The 15,062-nt window shown below is 69.3% G+C and carries 7 protein-coding genes; 5 read left to right on the top strand and 2 right to left on the bottom strand.

The window, feature by feature from the left end; all coding sequences use genetic code 11:
* The first annotated feature begins 9 nt into the window (after positions 1 to 9).
* From DES44_RS17450 to DES44_RS17435, 4 genes are all read left to right on the top strand, one after another.
* Complete coding sequence (locus DES44_RS17450) at positions 10 to 1,845, top strand: ATP-binding response regulator (protein ID WP_116001686.1); 1,836 nt, start codon at positions 10 to 12, stop codon at positions 1,843 to 1,845.
* The gene (locus tag DES44_RS17445) at positions 1,805 to 5,950 is read left to right on the top strand and encodes an alpha/beta fold hydrolase (RefSeq protein ID WP_083525258.1); all 4,146 of its coding nucleotides are present in this window, start codon (positions 1,805 to 1,807) and stop codon (positions 5,948 to 5,950) included. Before DES44_RS17450 ends, DES44_RS17445 begins: the two co-directional genes overlap by 41 nt.
* Entirely contained in the window at positions 5,947 to 7,638 is a 1,692-nt protein-coding gene (locus DES44_RS17440) for an alkaline phosphatase D family protein (protein ID WP_058933521.1), read from the top strand. The genes DES44_RS17445 and DES44_RS17440 overlap by 4 nt, the downstream gene beginning before the upstream one ends.
* A gap of 132 nt (positions 7,639 to 7,770) precedes the next feature.
* Positions 7,771 to 9,417: a CYTH and CHAD domain-containing protein gene (locus DES44_RS17435; RefSeq protein ID WP_058933522.1), complete on the top strand. Its 1,647-nt coding sequence runs from the start codon at positions 7,771 to 7,773 to the stop codon at positions 9,415 to 9,417.
* A gap of 9 nt (positions 9,418 to 9,426) precedes the next feature.
* Here DES44_RS17435 and DES44_RS17430 read toward each other — a convergent pair whose 3' ends face one another.
* Positions 9,427 to 10,353, bottom strand: a complete 927-nt coding sequence (locus DES44_RS17430) for a DUF2167 domain-containing protein (protein WP_058933523.1) — start codon at positions 10,351 to 10,353, stop codon at positions 9,427 to 9,429.
* A gap of 184 nt (positions 10,354 to 10,537) precedes the next feature.
* Positions 10,538 to 14,095 carry an indolepyruvate ferredoxin oxidoreductase family protein gene (locus tag DES44_RS17425; RefSeq protein WP_058933524.1) on the bottom strand — a complete coding sequence of 1,186 codons (3,558 nt, stop codon included), beginning with the start codon at positions 14,093 to 14,095 and terminating at the stop codon, positions 10,538 to 10,540.
* A gap of 424 nt (positions 14,096 to 14,519) precedes the next feature.
* Here DES44_RS17425 and DES44_RS17420 point away from each other — a divergent pair, with 424 nt between their 5' ends.
* Positions 14,520 to 15,047 (top strand): Lrp/AsnC family transcriptional regulator, encoded by a 528-nt coding sequence (locus DES44_RS17420; RefSeq protein WP_058937135.1) that lies wholly within the window; start codon positions 14,520 to 14,522, stop codon positions 15,045 to 15,047.
* Positions 15,048 to 15,062 lie beyond the last annotated feature (15 nt).

The raw sequence follows: 15,062 nt of genomic DNA, 5'->3' as shown, positions 1-15,062 counted from the left end.
TGAAACTCCATGCAGGGCCGCCGCCAGGGGCTGCCTCCTCCCGTGATGCCCGCCGACCGTAGCGCCGAGCAGTCCAGTCTCGACCTGGAACTGCTGCGCCTGATCGCCAAGCAGGGACGGCGCGTGCCCTATCCGGTCGGACTGTCGGCACTGGCGCTGGCGCTGATGAGCACCTCCGTCGTGCCTGTCGGCCTGGCCTTTGGCTGGCTGGTGGCGGTCTATGCGGTCCTGGCGCTGCGCTGGTGGATGCTGGGGCGGCTGCCCGAGATGCATGAGGAACCGCTGACCCACCGCATCCGCTGGGCCATCGGGCTGAGCCTGCTCAACGGGACGGTGTTTGCGGCGTCGCTGGGCGTGGCGCCCTGGCTGACCGACTTCCAGCGGACGGTGCAGACCATCGTGCTGCTGGGCCTGTGCGCCGGCGCGGTGGCCACCACCGCCGGGCACCGCGTGGTGTTCCAGGCCTTTCTCTGGCCGGTAACCCTGGCCAATGCCCTGGCCTGGGGGCTGGGCGGCATGTCCGGGGAAGACGCCTGGCTGGACGTGCTGCTGGCCTCGCTGATCATCTTCTTCGCGCTGATCCTGGTCAGCCTGGCCAAGGACACCTACCGCGTCTTTGCCGAATCGGTGCTCATCCGCCAGCAGCAGATCAAGAGCAACCAGCAACTGCGCCAGGCGCTGTCCCAGGCGGAATCGGCCATGGCGGCCAAGACCCGCTTCCTGGCGTCGGCCAGCCATGACCTGCGCCAGCCGATGCACACGCTGTCCCTCTTTGGCGCTGCCCTGGCCAAGCGCACCATGGACGAGGAAGGCAACCTCATCGTCAGCCAGATGAACCTGGCGCTGCAGTCGCTGTCGTCCCAGATGGATGCGCTGCTGGACATCTCCAAGCTGGACGCCCAGGTGGTGCCGGTCAACAACCAGGTGTTTGCCCTGCAGCCCTGGCTCTCCCGACTGCAACGTGAGTTCCAGCCGTCGGCGCAGCGCAAGCAACTGGTGCTGCGGCTGGACTGCCCGCCCAACGCCTGTGTCGAGAGCGACCCGGTGCTGCTGGAGCGGGTGGTGCGCAACCTGATCGACAACGCCATCAAGTACACCCAGAAAGGCGAAGTGGCGGTGGAGGTCAGCCAGAGCCAGGACGAAGGCCTGTGGCGACTGGCGGTGCGCGACACCGGCATGGGCATCCCCGAGCACGAACAGGCCCGCATCTTTGAAGAGTTCTACCAGGTGGGCAACCCGGAGCGCGACCGGGCCAAGGGCCTGGGCCTGGGCCTGTCGATCGTCACCCGTCTGGTCGACCTGCTGGACCTGCACCTGGCCTTGCGGTCGGTGCCGGGCCAGGGCTCCAGCTTCACCCTCAATGTGACGGCGGCCGACCCGGCCGACATCCAGCCGGGCCAGTCGCCCCGCACCGGCAGTTCCCTGCCGCCGATCCGGGTGCTGGTGATCGATGACGAAGAGCCGGTGCGGGTGGCCATGCAGGCCCTGCTGTCGGCGCACGGCTGCCAGGTGCAGGTGGCGGGCTCGACCCGGGAAGGACTGCTCAAGAGCATGGGCCTACCACCGGATCTGTTGTTGACGGACTTCCGTTTGAGGGGTGGCGAAGACGGAATCTCCGCCGTACGCTCGCTGCGCAGTGCATTTCCGGGCCTGCCGGCCTTGATCGTCAGCGGAGACACCGCCCCCGAGCGGTTGAGGGAAGCCCATGAGGCGGGACTGACGTTGCTGCACAAGCCGGTGAGCGAAGAACAATTGATCAGCGCGATGCAGGCCGCCTTGGCGGGCCAGCGCAGGGAGGTTTCCGATGTCCAGCCTGTTCGGGGAGGTGCCGCCAGCCCCGTCTGACCCCCACGACGGCCTGTCGGCCGGTGCGTCCGAACCTTCCTCAAGGTCCCCGCACCCTCCGGACCCGGCGAACCCGCCCACTGGCGGCGCGGCCGCCGCCCGCCCCTTTGGCACCCGCTGGTTATCCCGTCCGCTCGAAGACTGGGTGACCTCGGGCGAGCACGGCGACGTGCCGCGCGTGGACGTGTTGATCGTGGGCAGCGGGTATGGCGGTGCCGCCGCCGCCCACGCCCTGGCCGGTCGGCGGGACGCCCAGGGCCGGCCGCTGTCGGTGGTGGTGCTGGAGCGCGGACGTGAATACCTGCCCGGTGCCTTTCCCAGCCGCTTCGCCGATCTGCCCGGCCATGTGCGCATGGCCATGGCGGGCGCCACCGAGCCCACCGGTCGCCGGGAGGGCCTGTTTGATCTTCGACTGGGACCGGATGTGTGCGTGGCCCTGGCCAACGGCCTGGGCGGCGGGTCTCTGATCAATGCGGGGGTGATGGAACGCCCTGCGCCGGAGCGCTTCCGCGAACCCGGCTGGCCGCGGGCCTTCCTGCAGGAGGACCTGAGTCCCTGGTTCGACCGCGCCGAGCACCTGCTGGGCGTGCGGGATGCTGCTGGCGACAACACCATCATCCGCCTGCACGGCCATGCCGCCCGCCGCCTGGAAGCGCTCAAGACGCTGGGCGGCGATGCCACGCGCCCGGCGCGGGTGCAGGTGGCCATGGATGACCGGCCGATCGGCGCGGCCGGATGGCGTCACCAGGCCTGCGTCGCTTGCGGCGACTGCGCCACCGGGTGCAACCATGAGGCCAAGCAGTCGCTGGACACCGGACTGCTGCTGCAAGCCTGGCGTGCCGGCGCCGAGATGGTCTGCGGCGCGAGCGTCGAGCATCTGGAGCACCAGAGCGGCGGCGGCTGGCAGGTCTTCGTGCAGCACACCGACGAGTTGCTGCGCCGCCGGCAGGGCGATGCGTTCGTGGTGCACGCCCGCCGGGTGATCCTGGCTGCGGGCAGCCTGGGATCGACCGAGATCCTGATGCGGTCCCATCGCCGCGGGCTGAAGGTGTCGCGGCTGCTGGGGCAACGCTTCTCCGGCAATGGCGATGTGATTGCGGTCGGGCAGTCCTGGCCCTCCCCGCTGAATGCGGTGGCCGACGAGCAGCAGCCTGCGGCGCAGCGGCAGGTGGGCCCGACCATCACCGCCGTCCTGCAGGGCGATGCGGACTTCGTGGTGGAAGATCTCGCGGTGCCCGGCCCGCTGCGTCCGGTCTTCGAGGAAAGCTTCGCCTTCGCCGCCACGCTGGATGCGCTGGGACGCGCCCACCCGGGCGACCACGAGGAGCGGGCCGACTTCGACGACCCGTTTGCGGTCCGACCCACCGTCACCGAGCGCTATCTGCCCTTGGCCATCATCGGCCGGGACAGCGGCACCGGCCGGCTGGAGCTGCCCAAGGCCAGTGAAGAGCCCGGCGTGCTGGGCGTGGTCTGGCCCGGCCTGAAGTCGGAACCGGACATCGCCCGCCGCCATGAATTCGTCGAGCGGCGACTGGCGCGGGAGCAGGCTCGCCTGCTGCGCAATCCGCTGTGGCAGCTGCTGCCCCCGGAAATGGCCTTCCTGCTCAATGACGCCAAGGGACCGATGATCAGCGTGCATCCGCTCGGGGGCTGCCCCATGGGCGACCGCGGCAGCGACGGCGTGGTGAACGACATCGGCCAGGTCTTCCATGCGGACGGCGAGGGCGTGTTCGACGACCTGGTGGTGCTGGACGGTGCCATCGTGCCCGGCTCCCTGGCCATCAATCCGGCGCTCACCATCACCGCCCTGGCGATGCGGGCGCTGGACCGGCTGTCCGCGCTCTGGGGCCTGGATGCTTCGTCCGGCGCGACCCGCCAGGAGCCGGTCCGCCCGCGGTTCCGGGACCTGAGCAGTCCCAAACCGGAGATCCCCACCACGGTGGAGGTCCGCGAGCGCCTGGGCGGTTTCGTGCAGGTGCCGGGGGCGCCGGGCTCGCCGGTCAAATACCTGGAGCTGGGCTTCCTGTACCAGCCCAAGGTGCTGACCGAGCTGCTGCGCCCCGGCCCCGCGCGGCAACTGACCGTCGCGCCCGGCAGCTTCCTGCGCCTGTACGAGGCCCGCGAAACACCGTCCGGCCAGTATGAGATCGTCGGTCCCGGTCCGCAGGACGGGCGCCTGTGGTGGCATCAGGAACGCGGCGAGCGCAATGCGCTGCTGTGCATGCCACTGTCGTCGGGCACGCTCACCCCCTTCCAGCGCGAGGCGTCCAGCCCGCTGCGCCGCCATATGCGGGGCCTGGCGGCCTGGTTCATGAATCGCGGCTTTCGCGATGCGGTGCAGGGGAGCCTGGACTGGCTCTCCAGCCGCAGCGCCCCCAAGCGCCCGGGCGAGCCGAAGGCCGGGGTGTGGGCGCGCATCGTCAATGCCTGGCATCTGTCCGGCCATGCGGGGGAAGTACGCCTGATGCGCTACGACCTCACCGTGGCCGATGGCGACCCATCCCTGCCGGCCTGGGCCTCGCGCCTGGCCGGTGCGCGACTGCAGGGGCGCAAGCGCATCAGCTATACCCGTCGCGGCAACCCATGGACCCAGCTGAGCCGACTGGTGCTGGCGCCCGGCGCCGGTCTGCAGCCGCCGCCCGGGCAGTCCGACATCGTCCTCAACCTGGACCTGCACTACCTGGCCCGCGAGCGCATGCCGCTGCTGCGCATCCGGCAGGCGCAGGATTCGCCCAGTGCCATCCGGGACGTGGGTGCGCTGATGGCCTTCATGGCGCGCATGACCATCGGGCTGCATGCCTGGACCTTCCGCAAGCCGGATGAAGCGCCGCCCCGCGCCATCGACCGCCTGCCGGGCGCCGTGCCCGGTCTGCCCACGCCCGCGGTGCTGGAGATGGCCGCCGGACGCTGGGGCGATGCGGGCCGCCAGCGGGAGGATCTGCGCCACCGGGCCGGGCCCGACGACGACCGGCCGGTGCTGGTCCGCCTGACGCGTTATGCGCGGCCCGGCGGCACGCCGGTGCTGATGCTGCACGGCTACAGCGCCAGCGGCAGCACCTTTGCCCACCATTCGGTGCAGCCGGGGCCCGCCAAGATCCTGTGGGATGCCGGCTACGACGTGTGGATCGCGGACATGCGCACCAGCGCCGGCCTGCCCACGGCCCGGCTGCCCTGGACCTTCGAGGAGGCCGCCTTCAACGACATTCCCCTGGCGGTGGACCGGGTGCTGCGGGAAACCGGCCAGCCCAAGCTCTGCATGTTTGCCCACTGCATGGGCTCGGTGATGCTGCACATGGCCCTGCTGGAGGAGCGCGAGCAGCCGTGGGAGCATTTCTATCCGCTGCGCCGCCAGCTCGCCGCGCGCATCAGCCGGCTGGTGATCTCGCAGGTGACGCCGCTGATGGTCATGTCGCCCACCAACAGCCTGCGCGGTGTGTTGATGCAGTACCTGCGTCCCTACCTGCCGCTGAAGGACTTCTCCTTCCGGCCCGAGGGACCGCCCAGCCTGATGGACCAGGTGATGGACCGGCTGCTGTCGAGCCTGCCCTATCCGGAGCACGAGTTCGATCTTGAGAATCCGCCGCCGCCCAGCATCCGTCGCACGCCGTGGACGGCCACCCGCCACCGGATGGACCTGCTGTATGGGCGCGACTTCGCCATCGGCAATGTGGACCAGCCGGTGCTGGATTTCATCGACGACCACTTCGGACCGCTCAACATGGACACGGTGGCCCAGGCGGTTCACTTCGCCCGCTGCCACGAGATCACCGACTGGCAGGGCGCCAGCCTCTACCTGGACAGCCTGGCCAAGAGCCTGGCGCTGCTCAGCGCCTTCCCGGTGCTGTCACTGCACGGGGAGGACAACGGCCTGTGCAGCGCGGAGAGCGCCGAACTGCTGAAGGACTACTACGACCAGGCCATGCCGGACCGTTACCGCTATCGCATCATTGCCGGTCACGGCCACCAGGACTGCCTGATCGGCCGCGACATCCAGACACGGGTCTTCCCCGCCGTGCTGCAGTTCCTGGCCGAACCGGAGACGGCCGCATCGCCGACCGTACGCGAAGGCGCTGTGACCCAGCCGCTGTCCGAGGAGGCCGCATGAACGCGCCGTTTGACGCATGCCAGAACGGCGCGGTTCGGCAGACGCCGATGGCCGACCTCCTGATCAGTGTCGAGGCGCCGTGGCACCGGGTGGAGCAGGGGCCGCCGCAGGCCGGCCGTGTGCCGCTGCTCACCGCGTTCCGGCCCGAGCTGGGCTGGCCGCGCTGGCTGCTGCGGGTGCCAATGGCCTGGCATGGGGGCGACGGGTATGAGCGGCTGCCCGGTGCGCTGCAGATCGAGGATTGGGTGCCGCCGTCCCGCGGGCGTCCGGGCGACCCGTGGCGATTCAGCGTGGCGGTGGATCAGTTTCCGGGGGCGGCGCCGACAGCGCAGGACCAGGCGCCGGGCCTGCTGCTCCTGGCCGTCTACCTGGAGCCGCGGGTGATGGCGCTGGAAGGATTCCATCACGGCTGCCTCCACGGTCTGGACGGACAGGCCCTGCGAGACCAGATGGAGAGCGCACTGCTGCAACTGCTGGACCTGCCGCCGTCGCAATGGCGGCAGGGCTTTGTGCTCAGTCCCCGCGCCGAGGCCCCGCCGCGCCTGACCCTGGCGCTGGCGGCCTGCCAGTACCCGCCCGGGCTGCTGGACGTGAGCCCAGGCTGCAATGACGACCCGGCCCAGGCCTCGCCCGCCTTTGCCGCCATGGCCCGCCTGCAGCACTGGGCGCGCCATCACCCGGACGGACGTGCGCTGTCCCTGCTGCTGCTGGCGGGAGACCAGATCTATGCCGATGCCAGCGGCGGCCTGGCCGACTCCCGCAGTGGCATCGAGCGCTACGGCCGGGCCTACGGCGAGTTCAAGGCAGGTCCGGTGCGACATCTGCCGCCGTCGGTGCGCCGCATCGTGCACAGCGTGGATGACCATGAGATCGTGGACAACTGGGAACCGGAAGCACGCGGCCATGTCGGTCCCTGGTTCGAGGCGGCCCGGCAGGCGGCCTGGGACCACCGCTGGGAGGCCGGTCCCCGCACCGGCGGGCCGCGCTGCCTCTGGCACGACTTCGAGTGGGAGGGCGGCGCCTTCTTCGTGGCGGATGCCCGCTGCGAGCGGGAGGCCCGCCGTGCCGCGAACTGGTCCCGGGCCCGGCTGTGGAGCGAAGCGCAGCGGGAGGCGTTCAGCGACTGGCTGGCCCGCAGTCACGGGCGTCCGCGCTTCATGCTGTGCGGCTCGCTGCCGCTGCCGCGGCGTCGGACCACGGCGGAGCATGCCGCGAGTTGCCTGCGGTCCGATGCCTGGGACGGTTATCCCCACAGCCAGCATGAACTGCTGAGCGAGATCTGGCGGCACCGGGCCCGGGGGCTGGTGTTCCTGTCCGGGGACGAGCATCGGTCCGGCTGGATCAGCGCGCGCATCAGCCCGGTGGGAGACGCTCCACAGGACAGCGTGCAGGACAGCGTGTGGGTGCACTCCATTCACAGCTCGGCGCTGTATGCACCCTGGCCGTTTGCCGTGACGGCGAAGGAGGAGCTGGCTGCGCCCGAGGTGTTCGAATTCGACGGGCCCGATGGCCAGCGGCTGCGCTGCGAGGTCAGTGCCTGGCACGACCATCCGGGCGACGGGGTGGCGGTGCTGTCGGTGGTGGGGACGCAGCTGCATCTGTGGTTCGACAGGGCCGAGCGGCCGCTCCATGCCCTGGGGGCCGGCGCGGATCGGCCGGCGCCGTGTGCGCGGCTGGATCTGGAATGACGGCACAGTGCTTCCCGCAGCGCCGGTGACGCGGGGCTCCTGACCGTTCGTCGGAATGATGGGGCCCCGGCGGTCGGTGGCGGGACAGGCGGCCATAGCGCTGTCAGGTCGCCATGCGACACTGCCGCCGCCATGAAAGAAATTGAACTGCGCTTCCAGGTCCCTCCTGCGCAATGGGAGGCGGTCCACCGCTGGGTGAGCGGAGACGATGAGCCCGCCGGCATCGGCGCCCATCACGAACGCCTCAAGGCCAGCTACTTCGACACGCCCGATCGTCAGCTGGCGCGGGCGGGTTATGCGCTGCGCTTGCGGCTGGAAGGGCAGACTTGGGTGCAGACCCTCAAGGGCGCCGCGCCGGACGGCATGACCCGGCTGGAGCACAACGTGCCGGTGGCAACGCCGCTGGACGGGGGCCTCCCCGCCCTGGATCTTGCGCGCCATGCCGATCATCCTGCCGGGCAGGGGCTGCAGGCCTTGCTGGAGCGGCTGGGTTCACCCGCCTTGCTGGCCCTGTTCCACACCGACATCGAACGGCTGAGCCGGGCCTTGTCCACCCCCTTCGGCGAGGTGGAGCTGGCCCTGGATCACGGCGCGCTGCTCGCCGGCGAGGGGCCGGACGAGCGCCGCACGCCCGTCGCCGAGCTGGAAATCGAGCTGAAGCAGGGCGACCCGCGTGCCGTGCTGGAAGTGGCCCGAGACTGGGCGCTGGGTCGTTTCGCGTTGACGCTGGAACTCCGCACCAAGGCCCTTCGCGGAGACCTGCTGGCGCGCCGCGAGGCCGTTGCCCCGGCGCATGCCAGCACGGCGGCCGTCTGGCAGCCGGGGCAGACCCAGGCGCAGGCGCTGACCGTGCTGCTGAAGTCGGTGGTGGAGCCGGTGCTGGGCAATGCCTCGCAGATCGTCACCGGGCTGCAACAGCCGGAGCATCTGCATCAGTTGCGGGTGGCGCTGCGACGGCTGCGGGTGGGGGTGGATCTGCTGGCAACGGCCACACCGTCAGTGACCGACGCCGACCTGATCGCCCTGCGCAGTCTGGGCGAAGGGGCGAAGCAACTGGGCCAGATGCTGGCGGAAGCGCGGGATGCCGATGCCCAGACGCAGGCCGCCTGGCGTCAGGACCTGGAACGGGCGTGGCGGCAGGCAGCCGTTGCCGTGCCGGTGGCCGGGGGAGCGACTGAGGTGGCGCTGCGCAAGCGGCCGCTGGAGGGACCGGCCCCGTCGGATCTGCTGGCCGAGCCCTTGTGGCAGGGCTGGATGCTCTCCATCGTGGCCTGGCTGGTGCGCGGCTGGCCGGCGAACGAGCCGATCGAGGCGGTCGTGCCGGACGTGGAGAAGCTCGGGGACAAGGCCCTGCACCTGGCGCGGCGCTTCGACAAGCTGGATGTGGAAGGGCGGCATCATCTGCGTCGTCGCTTGCGCCGATGGAAGATGGCCCTGGAGATGACGGGAAGCCTGAGGGCCGCGAAGCCGGGCCGATCCGTCAGCGGTGACAAGGCGCATGAGCTGCGCGAGCAGGCGCCATCGATCTCGCCCTCGCGGGCAATGCCTCGTGAAGTCGTCAAGTGGATGGCGCGGGTGCAGGACGTTCAGAAGCCGCTGGGGGCCCTGAACGATCTGGAGACGGGCCTCGTTCACGCCCGTGCCGCCCTGGTGCGGGCGCTGGCGACCGGCCAGGCGGAAGAAGCCGCCCGTGCCGGGTTCGAGTTGGCCTGGCTGCTGCCGGTGCGCAATGACGCGCTGGCGCGTATGCGGCGCCGGGTCAAGCGTCTGAAGCGCTGAGATGCCGCGTCAGCCGCCCGACTTGTCCCGACGGAACAGTTTCATGAACGCGCCGCCCAGGCCCAGCGCACCCACCAGGATCAGCTTGGCAAACTTCGCCAGGAAGGCGCCGATGACGGCCAGCAGGCCCAGCTTCTTCGCGCCGACGCCCAGCACCAGCGCTGCCAGGCCGTATTCGGCCACATGGTCGGTGTCGGGGTTGAAGTCCTCATACCGCTTGCCGGTGTCGAACGCCAGTGCGGAGAGCAGGCCCTGCGCCTGCAGCTTGTCCTTGGCCAGGTCCTTGAGCCCGGTGACCAGGTTCAGGCTCACATAGCCTTCGCGGCCCAGCGCATAGGTGTTGTAGTTGACGCCCTGCGGCTGATCGGCCGGCGCGCCCTTTTCCTTCGTGCTCATCGCCCACACCAGTTGGTGATTGCCGGCGGTGTAGCGCGGGGGCTCGGCCCAGCCGACGATCTCCAGGGCGCTCACGCCCATCTTCTCCCGCTCCTTGTTGGCGTTGTCGGTGCCTTCCCGGTAGCTCTTGAGCAAATCGGCGGCATCCCAGTTCTTGGCATCGTCGTCCTTGATGTAGCCGGACTTCTCGAATTTCACGATGGCCATCCAGTCTTCCTCGCCCTTGGGCATCACCAGGCCTTCCAGGTTGGAATAGGTGCCGGGGTTGCCCATGGCGCGCAGCAGACGGGCTGCTTGCGGCTGGGGAATGAAGACCTTGCCATCGGCCAGATGCAGCGTGGCCTGGCCGGCGAGCGTGATGTCGTGCGGGCCGTGGACGGCCGCCTTGCTGGCGTCATCCCAGGCAGCCTTGGCTTCCGCCTGTGCCTGTGGGGTCTGGGCCTGGACGGCCGGCACGAACAGGCTGGCGCCTGCGATGAAGGCGGACGCCATGCGGCGGCCGCAGGCGCGGACGATGCCGGCCCAGATGCTGGAGCTCATAGGATTCCCTCCCGAATGGATCTTCTGTGGGGCGGGAGTCTAGCCAGCCAGGCTCGCGCGACTGGCGAGAACTGCCGCACCGTCCCCCTTGAGGGGGAAGGCGCGGGGGTCCTATGTCACAGGTTGCGGCGTGGACGCCACGCCGGACCGGGGCGGGGAGGGAAGAGAAGGGACGCCGACCCGCTTATTGCGCCGCCCACTGGGCGCTGAGCTGCGTCCAGCGGGTGCGCACGGCGGCCAGATGCCGTTCCTTGACGTGTCCGTAGCCGCGGATGTCCTCCGGCAGACGGGCGATGTCCAGCGCCAGCGGCAGGCGCTCCGCCGTCAGACCCTTGGCCAGGATGGCCTCGATGCTGGCGCGGTAGTCCTGGATCAGCTGACGCTCGGTGCGACGCTCCTCGGTATGGCCGAACGGATCGAAGGCCGTGCCGCGCAGGCCCTTGAGCCGCGCCAGGACCTTCATCGCCGGACGCACCCAGCCACCGAAGGGCGACTTGACCGGCTGGCCCTGTGCATCCTTCTTCGCAAACAGCGGCGGGGCCAGGTGGTGCACCACCTTGTAGTCGCCTTCGAACTGGGCCTGGATCTTCTGGAGGAACTTGGGGTCGGTGTGCAGACGGGCGACCTCGTATTCGTCCTTGTAGGCCATCAGCTTGAACAGATAACGGGCCACCGCCTCGGTCAGGCGGGTGCCGCCCAGCGGCGCCTCGATGGCGCGCACCCGTTCCACGAAGGCACGGTAGTCGGCGGCGTAGGCGGCGTTCTGGTAGTCGGTGAGGAACTCGACGCGGCGCGCCAGCAGCTCGTCCACGCCCTGGCGCTTGATCACCTGGATGACCTGCTGCGTGGCATACAGCGAGCGCACGGCAGCCAGGTCGTGGGCGCAGCGACGGCCCCATTCAAAGGCCGCCTTGTTGTTGTCGATCTGCACGCCGTTGAGCTCGATGGCGCGCATCAGCGCCGCATGGCTCAGCGGCACGCGGCCCTTCTGCCAGGCATAGCCCAGCATCAGCGGGTTGGTGTAGAGCGAGTCGCCCAGCAGCTTCACCGCCACTTCTTCCGCATCGAACATGCCCAGATGCTCGTTGCCCACGGCCTTGGCAATGGCGGCCTCGCAGGCGCCGCCCGGGAAGCTCCAGTCCGGGTTGTTGACCAGGGTGGCGGTGGGCGAGCCGTGGGTGTTGAGCGCCACGTAGCTGCGGCCTTCACGCATCACCGCCAGGGTGCTCTTGTTGGCCGCCACGATGGAGTCGCAGGCGATGACCAGGTCGGCGTCCGCCGTGCCGACCTTGGTGCAGAAGATCGCCGACGGGCTGTTGGCGATCTGGATGTGGCTCCAGGTGGCGCCGCCCTTTTGGGCCAGACCCGCCGCATCCTGCGTGATCACGCCCTTGCCTTCGAGATGCGCGGCCATGCCCAGCAGCTGGCCAATGGTGATCACCCCCGTGCCGCCCACGCCGGCCACCACGATGCCCCAGGCCTTTTCGGCATTGGGCAGCAGCGGCTGCGGCACCGGCGGCAGGCTGGCGTCGAGCGGGTTCAGGCGCTTGTCCTTCTTGGGCTTCTTCAGCTCGCCGCCCTCGATGGTGACGAAGCTGGGGCAAAAGCCCTTCACGCAGGAGAAGTCCTTGTTGCAGGTGTTCTGGTTGATCTGGCGCTTGCGACCGAATTCGGTCTCCAGCGGTTCCACCGACAGGCAGTTGGACTGCACCGAGCAGTCGCCGCAGCCTTCGCAGACCGCTTCGTTGATCACCGTGCGCTTGGCCGGGTCCACCAGCTTGCCGCGCTTGCGGCGACGGCGCTTTTCGGTGGCGCAGGTCTGGTCGTAGATGATGACCGTGGTGCCGGGGATCTCGCGGAACTGGCGCTGCAGCGCGTCCAGCTCGTCGCGGTGATGCACGGTGACGCCCGGGGCGACGGGCTTGCCGTCGTACTTCTGCGGCTCGTCGGTGACGATGACCAGCTTGGCCACGCCCTCGGAGATCAGGCTGTTCATGATCTGGAAGACGCTGTGGCCTTCCGGACGCTCGCCCACCTGCTGGCCGCCGGTCATGGCGACCGCGTCGTTGTAGAGCACCTTGTAGGTGATGTTCACCCCGGCGGCGATGCTCTGGCGGATGGCCAGGATGCCGCTGTGGAAGTAGGTGCCGTCGCCCAGGTTGCTGAAGATGTGCTTTTCGTCGGTGAACGGGGCCTGGCCGACCCAGGGCACGCCTTCACCGCCCATCTGGGTGAAGGTGGCGGTGTTGCGGCCCGGCATCCAGGTGACCATGTAGTGGCAGCCGATGCCGCCCACGGCGCGCGAGCCTTCCGGCACGCGGGTGCTGGTGTTGTGCGGGCAGCCGGAGCAGAACCAGGGCGTGCGGTCGGCACCGCCGGCGGTCTTCTCTTCCGACTTGAGCGACTGCTCCTTGGCGTCGATCAGCGCCACGCGGGCGCGCAGGCGCTCGGCGGTGTCGGCATCCACGCCCAGCTTGAGCAGGCGCTTGGAAATCGCGCGGGCGATGATGGCGGGCGTCAGGTCGGCCTGGGGACGCAGCAGCCAATGGCTGCTGGGGTTGGGACGGCTCCATTCGCCGCCGCTCAGGTCGTTCTCGGCTTCGTCGAACTTGCCCAGCACGTTCGGGCGCACGTCCGGACGCCAGTTGTACAGCTCTTCCTTGAGCTGGTATTCGATCATCTGGCGCTTTTCCTCGACCACCAGGATCTCCTGCAGGCCCTGGGCGAAGTCGCGGGTGATGGTGGCTTCCAGCGGCCACACCACATTGACCTTGTGCAGACGGATGCCCAGGCGGCGGCAGCTGTCGTCGTCCAGCCCCAGGTCATGCAGCGCCTGGCGGGTGTCGTTCCAGGCCTTGCCGCTGGCGATGATGCCGAAACGGTCGTTGGGCGTGGCCACCACGTTGTGGTTGAGCCGGTTGGCCCGCACGTAGGCCAGGGCGGCGTACCACTTGTGGTCCATCATCCGCGCTTCCTGGTCCAGCGGCGGATCGGGCCAGCGGATGTGCAGGCCGCCGGCCGGCATCGGGAAGTCCTCGGGCAGCAGGATCTGCACCCGGTCCGGGTCCACGCTGACGCTGCTGGACGATTCCACGATCTCCTGGATGGTCTTCAGACCGGACCACAGGCCGGAGAAGCGGCTCATGGCGAAGGCATGCAGGCCCATGTCCAGGATGTCCTGCACGCTGGACGGGAAGAACACCGGGAAGCCGACCGCCTTGAAGACGTGGTCGCTCTGGTGAGCGGCGGTGGAGCTCTTGGCAATGTGGTCGTCGCCGGCAATGGCGATCACGCCGCCATGCCTGGAGGTGCCGGCCATGTTGGCATGCTTGAACACGTCGATGCAGCGGTCCACGCCGGGACCCTTGCCGTACCACATGCCGAAAACACCGTCGAACTTCTTCTTCTCGGGGAAGAGGTCCAGCTGCTGCGTGCCCCAGACGGCGGTGGCGCCCAGTTCCTCGTTCACGCCGGGCTGGAAGACGATGTGCTGCTTGGCCAGGTGCTTGCGCGCCGCCATCAGGGCCTGGTCGTAGCCGCCCAGCGGCGAGCCGCGGTAGCCGGAGATGAAGCCGGCGGTGTTGAGGCCGGCCATGGCGTCCCTGGTGCGCTGCAGCATCGGCAGGCGCACCAGGGCCTGGATGCCGCTCATGAAGGCACGGCCCTCGTCCAACGCGTATTTGTCGTCCAGGCTGACTGTTTCCAGTGCTCGCAGGATGTGTTCGGGCAGGGGGGCATTCATGAGGGGGTGTCTCCTGTTGGTGGCCGGCACCGTCGGGTCCCGCTTGTGGCGGGCCTGCGAGGCCGTGCTGCCAGATACCGCTGATGGTCTTCAGCGCCATGTTGTCATGCTGGGTCTTCCCCCGCTCAGGACCGGGACAAGGGGTGACTTGTCCTGTCGGGGCAGGAGGCGGACCAGCACCCCAGTGTAGGAAATACGGCGCGGCGAGTGCTTGCTTGTTATGCCCGTTCGCAAGAGACTTGAGCAAGAATCTTGCTTGAGACAACGGCGGAGAGAACGATTGGCATCGCGAAATCAGCGTCAAGGGAAAACCCTGACGGGATCGGACCCCTCAACGACCGGTGGGGGGACTGGCTCGGCGACGGGTGCAGCGGCGGCTTCAGGCGGGGCAGCGGGCGCAAAAGCGGGCGGGTTGGCGGGCGGGTTGGCGGGCGGGGCAGCGAGCGCTGACGCCGACGAGGCCGGCGGCACCACCGCCAGCGGCCTGGATCGTTATCACGTCGCCATCCTGGCCGCGCTGCAAAAAGAGGCCCGCTTGTCGAACGCGGAACTCGCGTCCCGGATCGGCCTGTCGGCGGCGCCGACCTGGCGGCGCGTGCGATGGCTGGAGGAGCAGGGCTTCATCACCGGCTACCGCGCGGAAATCGACCGGCGCAAGCTGGGCCTGGGCGTGCTGGCCTTTGTGCGGGTGGATGCCGACCGCAACAACGGTGCGGCCACCCGGGAGCTGGAGCAGGCCATCCGGGCGTTGCCCGAGGTGATCGCCTGCCACTACATCAGCGGCGCCGGCACCTTCGAGCTGCAGGTGATGGCCACCGACCTGGATGCGTTCAGCCGCTTCTCGATCGACACGCTGCTGAACCTGCCGAATGTGAAGGACATCCACACCAGCTTCTCGCTGGGGGAAGTGAAGGCCGGCGGCGCCTTGCCCCTGGGGCATCTGAAGCCGTAAGGGGCGGACCGCCGG

Origin of the sequence: Roseateles depolymerans, assembly GCF_003387155.1 — a bacterium.
Lineage (GTDB): Bacteria > Pseudomonadota > Gammaproteobacteria > Burkholderiales > Burkholderiaceae_C > Roseateles > Roseateles depolymerans.
This window is presented reverse-complemented; position numbering and strand designations above follow the sequence as displayed.